The 17,112-nt window shown below is 74.5% G+C and carries 8 protein-coding genes; 1 reads left to right on the top strand and 7 read right to left on the bottom strand.

All coding sequences use genetic code 11. The annotated features are described in order from the left end of the window. Nucleotides 1-103 precede the first annotated feature (103 nt). On the top strand, nt 104-991 hold the full coding sequence (locus C4V41_RS40110) for a TIGR03619 family F420-dependent LLM class oxidoreductase (protein ID WP_103961249.1): 888 nt from the start codon (nt 104-106) through the stop codon (nt 989-991). A 270-nt stretch (nt 992-1,261) separates the two neighbouring features. Here the strand turns inward: C4V41_RS40110 and C4V41_RS40105 are convergent, their stop codons facing one another. From C4V41_RS40105 to C4V41_RS40075, 7 genes are read right to left on the bottom strand one after another with little or no spacing between them, the layout of a single operon-like run. Further along, complete coding sequence (locus C4V41_RS40105; RefSeq protein WP_103961248.1) at nt 1,262-1,639, bottom strand: VOC family protein; 378 nt, start codon at nt 1,637-1,639, stop codon at nt 1,262-1,264. A 9-nt stretch (nt 1,640-1,648) separates the two neighbouring features. Then, nucleotides 1,649-2,833 carry a cytochrome P450 gene (locus C4V41_RS40100; RefSeq protein ID WP_103961247.1) on the bottom strand — a complete coding sequence of 395 codons (1,185 nt, stop codon included), beginning with the start codon at nt 2,831-2,833 and terminating at the stop codon, nt 1,649-1,651. Then, nucleotides 2,830-4,791, bottom strand: coding sequence for a type I polyketide synthase (locus tag C4V41_RS40095; protein ID WP_103961246.1), 1,962 nt, complete (start codon nt 4,789-4,791; stop codon nt 2,830-2,832). The genes C4V41_RS40100 and C4V41_RS40095 overlap by 4 nt, the downstream gene beginning before the upstream one ends. Continuing rightward, nucleotides 4,788-7,940, bottom strand: coding sequence for a non-ribosomal peptide synthetase (locus C4V41_RS40090; protein ID WP_103961245.1), 3,153 nt, complete (start codon nt 7,938-7,940; stop codon nt 4,788-4,790). Before C4V41_RS40090 ends, C4V41_RS40095 begins: the two co-directional genes overlap by 4 nt. Before the next feature lie 2 nt (nt 7,941-7,942). Then, nucleotides 7,943-11,593 (bottom strand): non-ribosomal peptide synthetase, encoded by a 3,651-nt coding sequence (locus C4V41_RS40085; protein ID WP_160150550.1) that lies wholly within the window; start codon nt 11,591-11,593, stop codon nt 7,943-7,945. Beyond that, on the bottom strand, nt 11,590-16,065 hold the full coding sequence (locus C4V41_RS40080) for a non-ribosomal peptide synthetase (RefSeq protein WP_103961243.1): 4,476 nt from the start codon (nt 16,063-16,065) through the stop codon (nt 11,590-11,592). The genes C4V41_RS40085 and C4V41_RS40080 overlap by 4 nt, the downstream gene beginning before the upstream one ends. Further along, nucleotides 16,062-17,108 carry a MupA/Atu3671 family FMN-dependent luciferase-like monooxygenase gene (locus tag C4V41_RS40075; RefSeq protein ID WP_103961242.1) on the bottom strand — a complete coding sequence of 349 codons (1,047 nt, stop codon included), beginning with the start codon at nt 17,106-17,108 and terminating at the stop codon, nt 16,062-16,064. Before C4V41_RS40075 ends, C4V41_RS40080 begins: the two co-directional genes overlap by 4 nt. Between the last annotated feature and the right edge of the window lie 4 nt (nt 17,109-17,112).

Below are 17,112 nucleotides of genomic sequence, written 5' to 3'. Positions count from 1 at the left end.
TGGTGGCCGCGGCCGGCCTCCACGACACGGGTGACGCCACATATTCCCGCGCAGGTCACACGCTCACTTCAAGAACGAATTCACGTCGTACAGACTAGGGGCCATGAGAGTCGGTTTCGCCGTACCCGTGTCAGGGCCCTGGGCCACTCCCGACAACATGCGCCGCATCGCCACCCGCGCGGAGGAGCTGGGCTATGCCGAGCTCTGGACGTTCCAGCGGGTGCTGTACCCCGTCGGGCACCCGATGGGGCCGACCTACCGCAGCGTGCACGACCCGCTCATCACGCTGGCCCACCTGTCGGCCGTCACCGAGCGGATCGGGCTGGGCGTGGCGGTGATCAACGCGTACGTGCAGCCGGTGCCGCTGGCCAAGCAGCTCGCCACGCTCCAGACGCTCTCCGGCGGCCGGCTCACCGCGGGGATCGGGCTGGGCTGGCTGCCGGAGGAGTTCGAGGCGGCGGGCGTGGACATGGCGCGGCGCGGGCGGCGGGGCGAGGAGTTCGTCGAGGTGCTGCGCAAGGCGTGGGCCGACGACCCGGTGGAGCACGGCGGCGAGTTCTACCGGGTGCCGCCGTCCCACATCGACCCCAAGCCGGTGCCGGGGCCGCCGCCGATCCTGCTCGGTGGCACGGCCGAGGTCGCGCTGCGGCGGGCGGCGCGGGTGGCCGACGGGTGGGTGAGCTCCAGCCGCGAGGACCTGGCCGCCATCGCCGGGCGGATCGCCCTGATCAAGGGGACGCTGGCGGAGTCGGGGCGGGACGGCAGTGCCTTCCGGTACGTGTGCCGGGGCGTCACCCAGGTCCGGGACGTGGATGAGGAGCGGCCGCTGACGGGCACGTACTCCAAGATCAGGAGCGATGTGGTGGCGCTGGCCGACCAGGGGGTGACGGACGTCTTCCATGACCTGAACTTCGACCGGGAGTTCGTCATGACGGACGCCAAGGAGGCGATGCGGCGGGCGGAGGAGGCTCTGGAGGCGCTGGCTCCCTGACGTCGGCACGCTCGCTCACCACCGGGTGTCCCACCGCCCCTCCGCTCCCCGCCGCACTTCGGCACAGGTCCCTTTGGGAGAGGGAGGGGTGGTGGCGCTGGTCCTCTGGGAGGGCGCGGGGCGGGCGGTGCAGGTCCCTTCGGAGGGGACGGGCGGTGGTGTGGGTCGGGAGGTGACCGTGAGATGGCGCGTCGGGCCGCTCTCGTGGGACGGCGTGCCGGGGTGCCGTCGCAGGACGGAGTGGCCGGGCACCCACCGTGGGCCGAGGGGCTAGCCGCCGTAGGGGACGGTGATGATCTCCAGGTTGTGGCCGTTGGGGTCGTCCCAGTAGAGGCCGCGGCCGCCGTCGTTGGTGTTGATCTCGCCGGGTCGCTGGTGGAACGGGTCGGCCCAGTACGGCAGGCCGCGCTCCTTGATGCGCCCCCAGATCTGGTCGAACTCCGCGTCACCCACCAGGAACGCGTAATGCTGGGACGGCACCTCGTCGCCGGCCTGGACGACGTCGAGCGAGACGTCGTTGCCGAGCGTGACGACCCGGAACGGGCCGTACACCGGCGCGGGCTCCAGCCCCAGCAGGTCCACGAGGAAGGCGGCCGTCTGGTCTCTGTCCCTGGCCGGCACGATCGTGTGGTTCAGATGGACGGGCATGTCCGCAGGCTACGCCAGCTTCACGGGGAGCGTGGCGAGGCCGTTGACGAAGTTCGACGGCAGCCAGGTGACCGGGCCCGTCACCTCGACGGCCGTCACGGTCTCCCGTAGCTCGGTCAGCAGGGCCGTGAGCTCGGCGCGGGCGAGCTGGGCGCCCAGGCAGAAGTGGGGGCCGTAGCCGAACGTCAGGTGCCGGTTCGGCGCCCTCCCGACGTCGAACCGGTCGGGGCCGTCGAAGACGGACTCGTCGCGGTTGGCCGACACGGTCCACAGCGCCACCACGTCACCGGCCGCGATCTGCCGCCCCGCCAGCTCCGTGTCGCGCGTCGCGGCCCGGCCGACGTGGGCCGCCGGGGTGGTCCAGCGCAGGATCTCCTCGACGGCGGCCGGCACGAGGCCGGGGTCCGCGCGCAGGCGGGCCCACTGCTCCTCGTACGTGGCCAGCGCCAGCAGCCCGCCGGCCATCGCCAGACGGGCGGTCTCGTCGCCGCCGATGATGAGGTTGTAGCAGTTGAGCAGCACCTCCTCCTCGGTGAGGCCGGCGGAGACGAGCAGGCTGATGACGTCCTCGCCCGGCGCGGCCCTGCGCTGGGCCGCCAGGTGCGTGTAGTAGAGAAGGATCTCGCTCTGGGCGATCCTGGCGTCCATCGACGTGTGCCCCTGCTCGACCTCGCCCAGCATGGCCTCGCCGGTCAGCTCCAGTACGCGCTGCCGGTCCCGCTCCGGGACGCCGAGCAGCTCGCAGATCGCGCGCAGGGGCACCTGGGCGGCCACCTCCGCCACGAAGTCGCCGCCGCCACGCTCGACCAGGGCGCCGAGCAGGTCGCGGGTCGCCTCGGTGATCGAGTGAGTGACCGGCCCGAGCGTACGGGGGCCGAAGCCGGGCGTCAGGAGGCGGCGCAGCCCGGCGTGCTTCGGGCCGTCGGTGACCACGATCATCTTGCCCGCCCCCGGGTCGTGGCCGCGCAGGAGGGTACGGAGCATGTTGCCCTGGAGCGAGGTGAAGGTGGCGGGGTCGCGTATGACGCGCAGGACGTCCGCGTGCCGGGTGACGCTCCAGAAACGGTCGTGCCTGCGTACCGGGTCGTGGGCGCGCAACCACCGCCACACCGGGGTGAGGTCGTGGTCGGCGTGCAGCCGCGGGTCGAGGAGGTCCAGGCCGTCGATCGCGGCGGGGTCCGGGTGGGGTCTCATCGCTCCAGCTCGTCCAGGAGGTCGCCGAGCAGGTCGTCCTCCTCGTCGCCCAGGGCGCGGGCGATGAGCTGCTCCAGGGTCAGCTCGCCGAGGAACAGCTCGATGGGCAGGTCCTTGCCGAAGCGGTCGCGTAGCTCGCTGACCAGGAACACGGCGGTGAGGGAGTCGCCGCCGACGGCGAAGTAGGTCTTGGTGAGGTCGTCGGAGCTCTCCAGGGCCAGGGTGGTCAGGAACAGCTCGGTCACCGCGGTGGCGAGGTCGTCGTCCCCGGCGGGTTCTTCGACCGTCTGGGGGGCGGTGGTCAGGGTGAGGGCGCCGTGGGCGGGGCCCGCGAAGGGGTGGCCGGGCAGGCGTACCCGCCGTCCGGCGGTCGCGGGCCACACGACGTCCTGCCCCGCCACCCATGCCTCACCCAGCGCCGAGCCTCCGGAAGGCCGGGAGGCGAGGGTCTCCAAGGCGGTGGCGGCCTCCTCATGGGTGGTGGCCAGCACATAGGCGCGCACGTTCATGGCGGCGCGGCCGTGGGTGAGGGTGTGGGCGACGTCGGCCAGCGGGGGCGCGCCGGGGGCCCGCAGCGCGGCGGCCAGGCGTTCGGCCGCGGTCGCGAGCTGATTCTCGGTCCGGGCCGACAACGGCAGCACCCTCGGCGTCTCGGACGTGGTCTCCAAGGAGCGCGAAGGCTCGGGGGACTCTTCCAGGACGACGTGGACGTTGGTGCCACCGATGCCCAAAGAGGACACGCCAGCCAGCCGGGAGCCGGTCGCCGGCCGGGGCCAGTCCATGGTCTCGGTGAGGAGGTGGAACGGGGCGGTGTCCAGGCCGGGCCGGGTGACGTTCACCGTGGGCACCATCGTGCGGTGGTGCAGCATCAGGGTGGCCTTGATCAGGCCGGCGATGCCCGCCGCCGCGTTCAGGTGGCCGACGTTCGACTTCACCGAGCCGATCCCGCACCGCCCGGCCCCGGCGAACGCCGCCGCCGCGGCCGACACCTCGATCCGGTCGCCGAGGTCCGTCCCCGTGCCGTGCGCCTCCAGGAACTGGGCCTCGGACGGCTCCAGCCCGGCCGCCGCCCACGCCTCCACGATCGCCGCCGTCTGGCCGTCCACGCCGGGCGCGGTGAACCCCACCCTGGCCATGCCGTCGTTGGTCGCCGCCGTGCCGCGCACGACCGCGTAGATCGGGTCGCCGTCCTCGACGGCGTCCTCCAGCCGCCTGAGCACCACCAGCCCGACGCCGTCGCCGCCGACCATGCCGGCCGCCTTCTCGTCGAAGGGCCGGCAGCGGCCGTCGGGGGAGTGGATGCCGCCGGGCTCGTACACGTAACCCCGCTTGTACGGCGAGTCGATCGACGCCCCGCCCGCCAGCGCCAGGTCGCACTCCCCGGCCAGCAGCGCCTGCACCGCCACGTGCACCGTGGTCAAAGAGGTCGAGCAGCCGGTCTGCACGGTCAGGCTCGGCCCGGTCAGGTCCAGCCGGTACGACAGCCAGCCCGCCAGGAACTCGCGATCGGTGAACACCCGCACATGCATGGGCCCGAGCCGCGACCGCAGCCCCCGGTCGACCTGTGCCGCGACGGAGTGCTCGGTCGGCCCGCCGCCCACGTACACGCCGGTCCTGCCGGGCGCGCGGCGCGGGTCGTACCCGGCGTCCTCCAGCGCCGACCACGCCGTCTCCAGCAGCAGCCGATGCTGCGGATCCAGCGCCGCCGCCTCCGTGGCGTTGAAGCCGAACAGCTCGTGCTCGAACCGGTCCGCCCCCGCCAGGAACCCCTTGGCCGCCACGTAGCCGGGGCCGCGCAGCTCGGCGGCGTCCACCCCGTCCGCGAGCAGCTCCTCCTCGGTGAAGTCGGCGATCGAGCAGACGCCCTCGCGCAGGTTCCGCCAGAATTCGCCCAGATCGCGGGCGCCGGGAAAGCGGCCGCTCATCCCCACGATGGCCACCGCCGGTACGTCGGTCATTGCCCCCTGCCTCTCTGTACGTTCCTGCGGGCGGCCAGCCGTTCGCGTCTGGCCTGCCCCCGTCGGCGGGATTCGCCGTGATCGTCCTGGCCGGAGCCGTCCAGGTGGGCGGCGAGCGCCGCCACCGTCGGATGCCGGAACAGGTCGACGAGCTCGACGCCGCCACCCTGGCCGTCTTCCCGCAGCCCCGCCAGGACGGCGAGCAGCCGGATCGAGTTGCCGCCCAGGTCGAAGAAGTTGTCGTGCCGCCCCACCTCGGACACCCCCAGCGCCCGCGCCCACACCGCCGCCAGGCGCCGCTCGGTGGCGGTGTCCGGGGCGACGTAGGGCCGGTCGAGATCGGGACGGGTCTGAGGCGGTTCGGGCAGCCGGGCCCTGTCGAGCTTGCCCGACGTGCCGAGGGGCAACTCGTCAAGGAAGATCACGATCTCGGGCACCATGTAGCCGGGCAGCCGCGCGCCCAGCCAGGCCCGCACGTCCGCCGTGGACGGGGGTTCGCCGACCGGCACGGCGTACACCGCCAGCCGGTCCGCGCGCAGGGCCGCCGCCGCCATGGAGATGCCCGGGTGGGCGGCCAGCACGGTCTCGATCTCGCCCAGCTCGACGCGGAAGCCGCGCAGCTTGACCTGCGTGTCCACCCGGCCGAGGTAGGAGAGGGCGCCGTCGGCGCCGTAGCGGCCGAGGTCGCCGGTCCGGTACATGCGCTCGCCCGGCGGCCCGTACGGGTCGGCGACGAAGCGCTCGGCCGTCAGCCCCGGCCGGTTGGCGTAACCGCGCGCCATGCCGGACCCCGCCACGTAGACCTCGCCCACCACGCCCACCGGCACGGGACGCAGCCGCTCGTCCAGCACGTACGCGCGGCTGTTGGCCACCGGGCGGCCGATCACCACCGGCCGGCCGGGCGCGAGGTCGGCCGTGGTGGCGTAGACCGTGGTCTCGCTCGGCCCGTACGCGTCGACCACCCGCCGCGACGGCGTGGCCCAGCGCTCCACCAGCTCGGGCGGGCACGCCTCGCCGCCGATGGCCAGCGTGCGCAGCTCGGGCAGCGCGTCCGGCGGGCACGGCAGCGACATCGCGGCCGACGGCGGCAGGAAGACGTAGGTGATCCGGGAGTCGAGCAGGCGGGCGTACAGGGCGTCGCCGAGCCGTTCGTCCTCGCCCGCCACGTGCAGCTCCGCCCCGGCGGTGAGGGTGAAGAACAGGTCGGACACGGCCACGTCGAACCCGAACGACACGTACTGCAGCACCCGGTCCTCGCCGGTCACGGGGAACTGAGGGCGGACGGCGGTGGCCAGGTTCAGCAGGGCGCGGTGCTCGACGGCGACGCCCTTCGGCGTGCCCGTGGAGCCGGAGGTGTAGAGGATGTAGGCGGTGTTCGCCAGGGCGGGCGCCTCGGTGAGCACCGGGCCGATGGACGGGATCGGCCCTTCGAGGCTGGCGACGGGCACCCCGAGGTCTCTGGCCCCGTCGGTGATCAGCAGGCGCACCCCGGCGTCGGCGATCATGAACTTCAGCCGGGCCTCCGGATGGGCCGGGTCAAGCGGGACGTACGCGCCGCCCGCCCGCAGCACGGCCAGCGCGCCCACCACCATGCCGGCGCCCCTCGGCAGGCAGAGCCCCACGGGCACCTCGGGCCCCACCCCGGCCGCGCGCAGCCTGGCGGCCAGCCGGTCGGCGCTCTCCAGAAGCTCACGGTAGGTCAGCGTGGTCGTCCCGTGAACGATGGCCGTGGCGCCGGGCCGTTCGGCGGCGCGGCCGGCCACCAGGTCGGGGACCAGGTCGGGCACCAGGGCCTCCGGCGCCGGGACGGCGGTGCGGTTCCAGTCGCGCAGGATCAGCCGGCGGTCGCCCGGCGAGAGCAGGTCGATGGCGCTGACGGGCAGGTCGGGCCGGTCGAGCAGGCCGTCCAGCAGCGTCGCGAAGGCGCGGGCCCAGTGCTGGATCGTGCCGGGCTCGAACAGGTCCGACCGGTAGACGAAGTGGGCGGCCAGGTCGTCGCCGTCGCGCTGGACGCTCAGCAGCAGGTCGAACTTGGCGTCGTCGAGCAGCAGTTCGAGGCGTTCCGTGGTGGCGCCCGGCAGGTCGAGCACGAGCCGGGTGTCGTCGTCGAAGGCGAGCATGACCTGCACGAGGGGGTCGTGGCTGAGCTCCCTGCCGGGGGCCAGGGCCTCGACGACGGCCTCGAACGGGGCCTCCTGGTGGGGGTGGGCGGCGTGCAGGCGGTCGCGTACGCCGGCCATGAGGTCGAGGAACGACGGATCGCCCGCCAGGTCGGCGCGCAGGGCGAGGGTGTTGGCGAGCAGGCCGACAAGGCCCTGGACGTCCGGATGGTCGCGCCCCGACACCGGCACGCCCACGACCAGGTCCCGCCGGCCGGATATGCGGCTCAGGAAGGCGGCGAACGCCGCGAACATCGCCGTGAACGGGGTCGCGTTCCGCTCGGCGGCGACCTTGGCCAGGCGGGCGCGGGTGTCCGGGCGGAGGTCGAGGCGCTCGACGCCGCCGGCCGTGGACTGCACGGCGGGGTGGGGGTGGTCGGTGGGCAGGGCGAGCGTCCTGGGCGCGTCCTTGAGCGAGTCGGCCCAGAACGCGACGGAGGCGTCGAGGGCGTTCGCGGCCAGGCGGTCGCGCTGCCAGGCGGTGTAGTCGGGGTACTGGAGGCCGTCGTGGTGCTCCAGGGCCGCCCCCCGGTAGGCGGCACTCAGCTCCTGGAGGAGGAGCCGCAGGGACCAGCCGTCGCACACCAGGTGGTGCACGGTCAGCAGGACGTGGTGGGTGCCGTCGTCGAGGGCGTACACGACGCAGCGCAGCAGCGGCCCCGCCTCGACGTCGAACGGCCGCGCGGCCTCCGCCCGCAGCGCCGCCGCCACCTGATCGGCGGGGACGTCCCGCTCGACGTGGAACGCCGCCTTCGCCTCCTCCGCCACGACCTGCAGATACTGGCCGTCGTGCGGGCGGAACACCGTGCGCAGCGACTCGTGCCGGGCGATCACCGCGTCCAGGCTCGCGCCGAAGGCCGCCGTGTCGAAGGGCCCGCGTACGGCGAAGGCCACGGGCACGTTGTACTGGGCGGTCCCCGGGTGGAGCCGGTCCAGCACCAGCATCCTGGCCTGCGCCGCCGACACGGGGAACTCGTACTCAACCGGCATCGTCACCACTCCCGCAGAATCGGTTCGAGGACTCCGGCGATCTCGGCGGCCGATCCCGGCCTGAGCAGATCGCTGTGCCCGCAGTCGAGTTCGTGGACCCGGACCCGCGCCGGGCTCCACCGCTCGGTCTTGACCGCCGAGCCGAGGCCGCCGGGCTGGGCGGTGGCCGAGAAGAGCAGCACCGTCCCGTCGTACGGGGGCGGCCGGTAGGTGACGGCCAGCCGCAGATGCCCGGCCACCGTGTCGGCCACGGCGGACAGCCCCGCGTCGTCCATCCCCGACAGCGGGCCCTCGCTGTCGCGCACCGCCGCGAACACCCGTGCCCGCTCCAGCGGCCCCGGCTGTGCGTACGGGTGCAGCGTGCGCGTGCGCAGCAGGATGGTCAGCGCCTCCTGCTCCAGGCCGGCCGGCTCCGCCTCGAACCCCGGCGGCCAGGGCACGGCGTCGAGCGAGGCCACCAGCCCCACCTCCTGCCCGTCCTCGCGCAGCCGCGCGGCCATCTCGTACGCCAGCAGCCCGCCGAACGAGTGACCCAGCAGCAGGTACGGCCCGTCGGGACGGACGGCGCGCACCCGCGCCAGATACTCCTCCGCCAGCTCCCGCATACCGCCCGGCAGCGTGTGCACCCCGGCCTGGAGCACCGGCGACTGCAGCGCGTACACGGGCCGGCCGGGGGTGAGATGGGGGAGCAGCGCGGTGTACGACCAGCCGATGCCGCGCCCCGGATGCACGCAGAACAGCGGCGCCCGGTCCCCCTCCGCGCGGAGGGTCAGCAGCGGCGACAGGTCCAGCTCGGGAGCCGTCCGGTCGAGCCGCACCGCGAGCTTGGCCGGTGTCGGCGCCTCGAACAGGGCGGCGATCGAGGTACGGATGCCGATCTCGGCCTCGATCGCGGCCGTCAGGCGCATGGCCAGCAGCGAGTCGCCGCCCGCGTCGAAGAAGTCCGTGTCCGCGCCCGCCTCGCCGCCGAGCACCTGGGCGAACAGGCCGCACAGCTCCTTCTCGCGCGGCGTCGCCGGCTCCGTGACCGTCACGGACGGCGCTTCGGGGGCCGGGAGCGCGGCGCGGTCCACCTTGCCGTGCGCGGTGAGCGGAAGCCGGTCCAACGGGATGTACCGAGCGGGGAGCAGGTGCTGGGGCAGGCGGGCGGCGGCCTGCTCCCGCACCCGCTCGATCGCGTCCGTCACGACGTAGGCGACCAGCCGCACGGCGCCGCCGAGCGAGGCGGTGATGACGACGGCCCGCCGCACGTCGGGGCAGCTCTCCAGGGCCGCCTCGACCTCGCCGGGCTCGATGCGGTAGCCGCGGATCTTGACCTGGCCGTCCGCCCGGCCGGCGAACTCCAGCTCACCGTCGAACGTCCACCGCGCCAGGTCACCGGTCCGGTACATGCGCTCGCCCGGCCCGCCGAACGGGTCCGCCACGAACCGCTCCGCCGTCGGCCCGGGCCGGCCGAGGTAGCCCCGCGCCAGCCCGGTCCCGGCGACGTACAGCTCCCCGACGGTGCCCGCCGGCGCGGGGCGCAGGCGGGGGTCCAGGACGTAGACGCGGGTGTTGTCCAGCGGGCGGCCGATGGGGACGGAGCCGGTGCCCGGCTCGGGGCCTACGCGGTGGCTGGTGGCGAACGTCGTGGTCTCCGTGGGGCCGTACCCGTTGACGACCTGGACGCCGTGCCGGGCCGCGCGCCGTACCGTGTCGGGTGCCAGGACGTCGCCCCCGGCCCAGACCTCCGGCACGGTGGCCAGGGCGTCCGGCGCGAGGTCGGTCAGGGCGCGGAACAGCTCGGCCGTCAGCCACACCGCGCTGAGCCGGGCGCCGGCGATGGTGTCCGGCCGGAGGGGGCCCGGCGGGGCGACGACGACGGTGCCGCCGTTCAGCAGGGGCACCCACAGCTCGTACGTGGCCGCGTCGAAGGTGTGCGGGCTGTGCAGCAGCACCCGCCGGTGGCCGGCGAAGCGGCGGTCGGCGGCCAGCTCCAGGATGTTCGCGTGGGTGACGACGACGCCCTTGGGGGTGCCCGTGGAGCCCGAGGTGTACATGACGTACGCGGCCGCGTCCCGGCGCAGCGGCGGCCCCTCGAACGCCGGGCCGCCGCTCTCGTCGAGCGACGTCAGGACGACCCGCGCGCCGCTGTCCGCCAGCAGCCACTCCAGCCGGGCCGGCGGCTGGCCCGGATCGAGCGGCACGTAGCAGCCGCCCGCCTTCAGCACCGCCAGCAGGGCCACGACCAGGTCGGGCGAGCGCTCCATGAGCACCGCGACCGGCGTCTCCGGCTCGATGGCGAGCCGGGCGGCCACCCGGTCCGAGCGGGCGTCCAGCTCGGCGTAGGTGAGCGCGTGGCCGCCGTGCTCGACGGCGACGGCGTCCGGCGTGCGGGCCGCCTGCGCCGCGAACCGCTCCGGCACCGACCCGGCCGTCTCAGGCCGGGCGGTGTCGTTCCAGGTCACCAGCAGGCGGTGCGACTCCGCCGGGGGCAGCTCGTCGCTCTCCAAGGCCGTGACCAGGCGTTCCGCCACGGCCTCCGCCTCGGCGCGGGTGAACAGGTCGGCGCGGTGGCCGAGGCGCAGCCAGAGCCGCTCGCCCGCCACCACCGTGACCGTGAGCGGGTAGTGGGTGGCGTCGTGGACGTCGGTCAGCCGGATGCCGGGCGAGGACAGGCCGTCGCGGGGGTAGTTCTCGAAGGCCAGCAGGGTGTCGAACAGCTCGCCGGTGCCGCGCTGCACGTCCGCCAGGCGTACGTGGTGGTACGGCGTGAGCCGCGACTGCTCGTCCTGCAGGCGCGACAAGGGCTCGCCGGTGCGGACCCGGACGGGGAGGGCGTTGATGAACAGCCCCGCCATCGACTCCACGCCCGGCACCTCCGGCGGGCGGCCGGACACCACCGCGCCGAACACCACGTCGTCGCGCCCGGTCATCCGCCCGAGCACCTGCCCCCACGCGGCCTGCACCAGCGTGTTGAGCGTCACCCCGGCCTCGCGGGCGCGCCGCCGCACGGCCTCGCTCCGCTCCCGCGTCAGCTCCAGCTCGACGACCTCCTGCCGCAGGCTCGCCGCGACCGCGCCGGGCCGCACCAGCGTCGGCCCCGGCAGGTCCGCCAGCGCCGCGCGCCATTCCGCCAGCGCCCGCTCGCCGTCCTGGGCGTGCAGCCAGGTCAGATAGTCCTTGTACGCGGGCGCGGGCGGTAACACGCCGTCCCCCGCGTACAGCGTGGCCAGCTCCCCGGCCAGGATGGGCATCGACCAGCCGTCCACCAGCAGGTGGTGCATGGTCAGCACCAGCTCGCGCCGGCCGACCAGCGTGGCGCGGACCAGCGGCGGCCTGGTGACGTCGAACGGCCGCAGCCGGTCGGCCTCCAGCATGCGCTCCAGCTCCGCCTCCGACGGCGGGTCCACCTCGGTCCACGGCAGGCGCACGCGGTGCGGCACCAGTTGGACCGGGCGGTCCAGGCCCTTGTGGCGGAAGCAGGCGCGCAGGTTCGGATGGCGGTCGAGCAGGGACTCCAGCGCCGCCCGCAGCCGGGCCGGGTCCGCCTGGCCGTCGATGGCGAACCTGGCCTGGACGACGTAGGCGTCGTCGCCGCCGTACAGGGCGTGGAAGAGCAGGCCCTCCTGGGCGGGGGAGAGCGGCAGCACGTCGGCCAGCCGGCCGCTCACCAGTCGCCGTCCAGGTCCGCCTCCAGCGCGTCGATCTGGCTCTGCGTCAGCTCGACCAGCGGGAAGTCCGAGCTGGTCGCGCCGCCCTCGCCGCTCTGCCCGGCGAGCTCGGCCAGCGCCTCGTCCCACAGCCCGGCCAGCTTCTCGGCCTGGTCGCCGGTGATCGCCTCGGCGGCGTAGGACCAGCTCGCCACCAGCCGGGTGCCGTCCGGGCCGGTCTGGGCGATGGCGTCCAGCTCCACCGCGTACGCCATCGGGGCGTCCGGCATGCCCGTCAGCTCGCCCTCGAACCTGCCCAGGTAGTTGAAGCGCAGGTCGGCGGCGGGCAGGGCGGCGAGTCTGGCCGCCGTGCCCGGGTTGAGGTGGCGGAGCAGGCCGTGGCCGAGCCCGGAGTCCGGGATCGAGCGGAGGCGTTCCTTGATCCGCTTGAGCGCCTCGGCGGGGGTGCCGGTGGCGTCGAGGGCGACGGGGTACTGGGTGGTGAACCAGCCGACCGTGCCGGAGACGTCGGTGTCGCCCGTGAACGGCTCGCGGCCGTGCCCCTCGACGTCGGCCAGCAGGCCCGTGCCGCCCCGCCAGCGGGTGACGGCGATGGCCAGGGCGGTCAGCAGCACCTCGTTCGGGCCGCAGCGGAAGGCGGCCGGGAGGTGGGTGAGGACCTGGTCGGTGAGCTCGGGCGGGAGCGTCCTGGTGAGGGTGGTACGCGGTCCACGACGGCCTGACGTCGTGGTCAGGGGCTCGCCCTCGGCCGCCATCCGCTCCCACAGGGGCAGCTCGGCCGCCACCCGCTCGGGGTCGGCCGCTTCGGCGGTCAGGAGGCGGGACCAGCGGGCGAACGAGGTGCCCTGGACGGGGGCCGGCTCCTCGCCGTCGAGCAGGGCGCTCAGCTCGGGGCCGAGGATCCGCCAGGAGACGCCGTCCACGGCGAAATGATGCGCCGTGACCAGCAGCCGGCCGGGCGCGACCCAGGATGCGGCCAGCATCTCCCCCCGCTCGGGGTCAAGCCGGATCACGGCCGGATCCGGGCCGTCGCCCGGGGTCGCGGCCGTTTCCAGGCGGGGGAGCGGCGCCTCCTCCGGGGGCGGTATCTCCAGCTCCCAGTCGGTGCCGGAGTGGCGGAGCAGGCGCATGCGGAGGGCCGCGTGCCGGGTCGTGAGCGTGCGCAGGGCGGCCCTGATCCGGTCCTCGTCCGCCCCTTCGGGCACCGGCAGCACCAGCGACTGGGTGAAGGTCTCCAGCGGGCCGCCGTGCTCGCGCCACCAGTGCATGATCGGCGTGATCGGGAACCGCCCTGCGGGCTCGTCCGTGACGACCTGCCTGGGAGCCCGGGCCAGCACCGCGAGCGCGGCCGGGGTCCTGGCGGTGAACACATCGCGGGGCGTGAGCTCCAGGCCCCGCGCCCTGGCCCGGCTGACGAGCTGGATCGCCGTCACGCTGTCGCCGCCCAGCCGGAAGAAGTCCTCGTCCGCGCCCGCCTCGGCCAGGCCGAGCAACTCGGAGAACAGCCCGCACAGGACCGACTCGCGTTCGGTGACCGGCTCGCGCACCGCCCTCGACGTGCGGTCCGGCGCGGGCAGGGCGGCCCGGTCCAGCTTGCCCTGCGGCGTCAGCGGCAGCGCGGCCAGCTCCACGAACTCGCTCGGCACCATGTGCACGGGCAGCGCCGCCACGGCGTGCGCCAGGACGGCACCCGTGTCACAGCCCGGCCGGGGGACGAGGTAGGCGACGAGACGGCCGTCGCGCAGCGCCACCGCCGCCTGGGCCACGTGGGCGTGACCCGTCAGCACCGCCTCGATCTCGGCCGGTTCGATCCGGAAGCCGCGCACCTTGACCTGGTCGTCGACCCGGCCCAGGAACTGGACCTGGCCGTCGGCGCGCCGGTGGGCGAGGTCGCCGGTGCGGTACATGCGTTCGCCGGGCACGCCGTACGGGTCGGCGACGAAGCGCTCGGCCGTGAGCCCGGGCCGGCCGAGGTAGCCGCGCGCCACCCCGGCGCCGCCGATGTACAGCTCGCCGGGCACGCCGACGGGCACTGGGCGCAGCAGGGCGTCCAGGATGTACAGGCGGGTGCCGGTGAGGGGCCGGCCGATGGGCGGAAGCCCGCCGCCCGGGGTGAGGGGATCGCTGACGCTGGCGGCGACCGTGGTCTCGGTGGGGCCGTACGCGTTCCAGAAGGACGTATCCGGCCACGCCGCCACCAGCTCGGGCGGGCACACGTCGGCACCGGCCGACAACCCGCGCAAATCCGGGTAGTCGCCGGCAGGCACGGTGGCCAGCACCGACGGCGGGACCAGCGCGAACGTCACCCGCCGCGCCTGAAGCACCCGCCCCAGCTCCGCGCCCACCAGCGGCCCGTCAGGCGGGACGACGAGCGTGCCGCCGGAGCCGAACGCCATGCACAGCTCGGCCATCGAGATGTCGAACGTCGGCGCGCCGAGCTGCAGCACCCGGCTCTCGCCGTCGAGGCCGAAGTGGTTCACCAGGGAGTGCGCGAGGCTCGCGATCCCGCCGTGGCCGGCCACGACGCCCTTGGGGCGGCCGGTCGAGCCGGAGGTGTAGATCACGTAGGCGGCGTTCCGCAGCTCGATAGGCTCAAATTTCGCGTCAAAGCGCGAAATTTTGGGCGAGACCCGCTCCACCGCCAGCCCCGGCAGCACCCCGTCCTCCGCGACCAGCAGCACCGCCCCCGCGTCCGCGATCTGGTACGCCAGCCGCTCCACCGGATGATCCGGATCCAGCGGCAGATAGGCCCCGCCCGCCCGCTGCACCGCCAGGATCGCCACCACCGTGGCCACCGACCGGCCCAGCGCCAGCGCCACCACCCGCTCGGGCCCGACCCCGCGCTCGGCCAGCGCCCCGGCCAGCCCGTCGGCCCGCTCCACCAGCTCCCGGTACGTCAGCCGCTCGCTCTCCGACTCCACCGCCACCGCGTCGGGCGTGCGCTCGGCCTGCCGCGCCACCAGGTCGGGCAGGCTCACGGGCGGCGGCACGAACGCGGTGCCGTCGAGCTCCGCCAGCGCCCGACGGGCCTCCTCCGGCGACACCATCGAGGCGAGCGATACCGGCGCGTCCGGCGCCGCCACCAGTGACGCGAGCAGCGCCGCGAAGGTGTCCGCCCAGGCCCGGACGACCTCGGGCGCGTACATGTCCGTGCGGATCTCCAGGCTCGCCTCGAACCCGTCGTCACCGTCGCGCACGATCCCGATCAGGTCGTGCTCGCCGCCGGTGTGCACCCGCTCCGGGTCGGCGATCTCCTTCAGCCGGGCCACGCTCTCCTGGCGCGGCAGGTGCATGAACACCCACTGGAACAGCGGCGAGCGCCCCGCCACCCGCTCCGGGTCCAGCGCCTGGACGATCCGGCCCACGGGGACGTCGGCGTTGGCCAGGACCTGGGGGAACTCGGTGGTGAACCGGGCCAGCAGGCCGGCGAACGTCGTTCCGGCGTCCACGCGCCAGCGGATGGGGAGGGAGTTCATGACGTACCCGATGACGCGGTCCAGGCCCTTGGCGGACCGGTTGGCCACGGGGGTGCCGGTGATCAGGTCGGGCTCGCCGGTCAGGCGGTGGGCGAACACCGCGAACGCCGTCATCAGCACGCCGTACACGGTGGCGCCGCGCTCCCTGGCCAGCGCGCGCACGGCGGCCTCGGTGCGCGCGTCGATGCGGAAGGCGATCTGCCGGACGCCGAACTCCCCGCCGGGCGCGGCCGGGCCGACGGTCAGCGGCCTGGGCGGGTCGGCCAGATAGCCGCGCCACCAGTCGAGCTGGGCGTCGAACACCCCGGCCGCCGCCAGCTCCCGCTGCCGGCCGGCGAAGTCGGCGTACTGGATCTCGGGACGGCGCAGGTGCGACTCGGTACGGTCGCGCACGGCGCGGTAGGCCTCGGTCAGCTCGCGGTGCAGCACGTCGAAGGACCACCAGTCGGTCGCGATGTGATGCAGCCCCAGCACCAGCGTGGCGCGCTTGTCGTCCACGGTGATGAACCGGCCCCGCATCAGGGGCCCGCCGTCCAGGTCGAACGTGCGGCGGCTGAAGGCGTGCAGCGCCTCATGCACGCTCACGCCCGTGCCGCGCAGGTCGAGCCGCTCCAGCTTGACCGGCTCGGCGGGCGCGAACTCCACCCGCAGGTCGCCCACCTCACCCGTGATCCGCATGCGCAGGCTGTCGTGGTGACTCTGCACGATCGTCAGCGCGGCTTCGAGGTCGGCGGGGTCGACGGGGGTGTCGAAGTGGTACGAGCAGCACAGGTTGAGGGCGGCCGTGTCCGGATAGAGCGACTCGTACACCCACAGGTCCTCCTGCGCCGGGCTGAGCGGCACCGGAAGGGACGGATCACGCGGGGGCACGATGTCGGGGATCGCCTCCAGGCGGCCCGCCTCGACCAGGCGGCGCAGCAGCTCCACCCGGCGCTCCCCGCTCAGCGCGGCGAACCGGCCGGCGCTGCTCCCGGGCTTCACCGTTCGCTCGCTCACATGCCCTCCCGCAGGTCGGCGAGGCGTTCGAGACCGGCCAGGACCTCGTCCACGCCGAGCCCGAAGTCCACGAAGCAGGCCACCTCGTCGCAGCCCAGGTCGGCCAGGTCCGCCAGGTTCTTGCGGCACGTCTCCGGCGAGCCGATCAGGCTGCCCCAGTTCAGGTAGCGCTGGAAGGCGAAGTCGGTGAGCGTCCCGAGCTGCGCCTCGCTCAGCGCGGCGGCCCGGCCGTCGGCGCCCTTGTTGGCCGCCGTCTGCGCCACGTACGACCGCAGGTACGCCTTGAGCGGCCCGCCCGCCAGCTCCCTGGCCTGCTCGTCGGAGGTGCCCGTGTAGGTGTGGGCCATGAGCGTGACCGTGCCCCTGGGCGGGGCGCCCGGCTGCTCGGGGGCGGCGGTGTACGCCTCCCGGTAGCGCTCGATCTTGCCGGCCAGCTCCTCGCGGGTCTGGCCGATGGTGGCGCCCAGGATGTTCGTCCGCAGCCCGCCGGCCGCCTCCCACGTCTGCGGGCTGCCCGAGGTGGTGGTCCACAGCGGCAGCGCGGGGGAGTAGGGGCGCGGCTGCGAGGTCACCGCCACCCGCTCGCCCGCCCCGTCGGTGAACTCCACGGCCTCGCCCGCCCACAACCGCCGCAGCAGGCCCAGGTCGCGGAACGCCTGCTCCCTGCGGCCCTCGAAGGCGCCGGGGGCGAGCACGAAGTCCTTCGAGTGCCAGCCGGTCGCCACCGACACGCCGACCCGGCCGCGCGACAGGTTGTCCACGACGGCCCAGTCCTCGGCCACGCGCAGCGGGTGGTGCAGGGGCAGCACGAGGCTGCCCGCGCGCACGTGGATGCGCTCGGTGGCGGTGGCGAGGGCGGCGCTGAGCAGGGCCGGGTTCGGGAAGACCTGCCCGACCTGCTGGAAGTGCCGTTCGGGGGTCCAGACGGCGGTGAAACCGAGCCGGTCGGCGGCCCGGGTGATGGCCATGATGTCGTCATATTTGGCGGCATGGCCGGCGGCGCTGGCGTCGTCCGCACCGAAGAACATCACGCTGAGTTCCATGGAC

The organism is Nonomuraea solani (assembly GCF_900108335.1).
GTDB classification, from domain to species: Bacteria; Actinomycetota; Actinomycetes; order Streptosporangiales; family Streptosporangiaceae; genus Nonomuraea; species Nonomuraea solani.
This window is presented reverse-complemented; position numbering and strand designations above follow the sequence as displayed.

What these genes read in the sequence shown, in the direction of transcription:
- C4V41_RS40090 (WP_103961245.1), bottom strand. Translation starts at nt 7,940, where the DNA reads ATGCCGGTTGAGTACGAGTTCCCCGTGTCGGCGGCGCAGGCCAGGATG.
- C4V41_RS40100 (WP_103961247.1), bottom strand. Translation starts at nt 2,833, where the DNA reads ATGAGACCCCACCCGGACCCCGCCGCGATCGACGGCCTGGACCTCCTC.
- C4V41_RS40095 (WP_103961246.1), bottom strand. Translation starts at nt 4,791, where the DNA reads ATGACCGACGTACCGGCGGTGGCCATCGTGGGGATGAGCGGCCGCTTT.
- C4V41_RS40075 (WP_103961242.1), bottom strand. Translation starts at nt 17,108, where the DNA reads ATGGAACTCAGCGTGATGTTCTTCGGTGCGGACGACGCCAGCGCCGCC.
- C4V41_RS40110 (WP_103961249.1), top strand. Translation starts at nt 104, where the DNA reads ATGAGAGTCGGTTTCGCCGTACCCGTGTCAGGGCCCTGGGCCACTCCC.
- C4V41_RS40105 (WP_103961248.1), bottom strand. Translation starts at nt 1,639, where the DNA reads ATGCCCGTCCATCTGAACCACACGATCGTGCCGGCCAGGGACAGAGAC.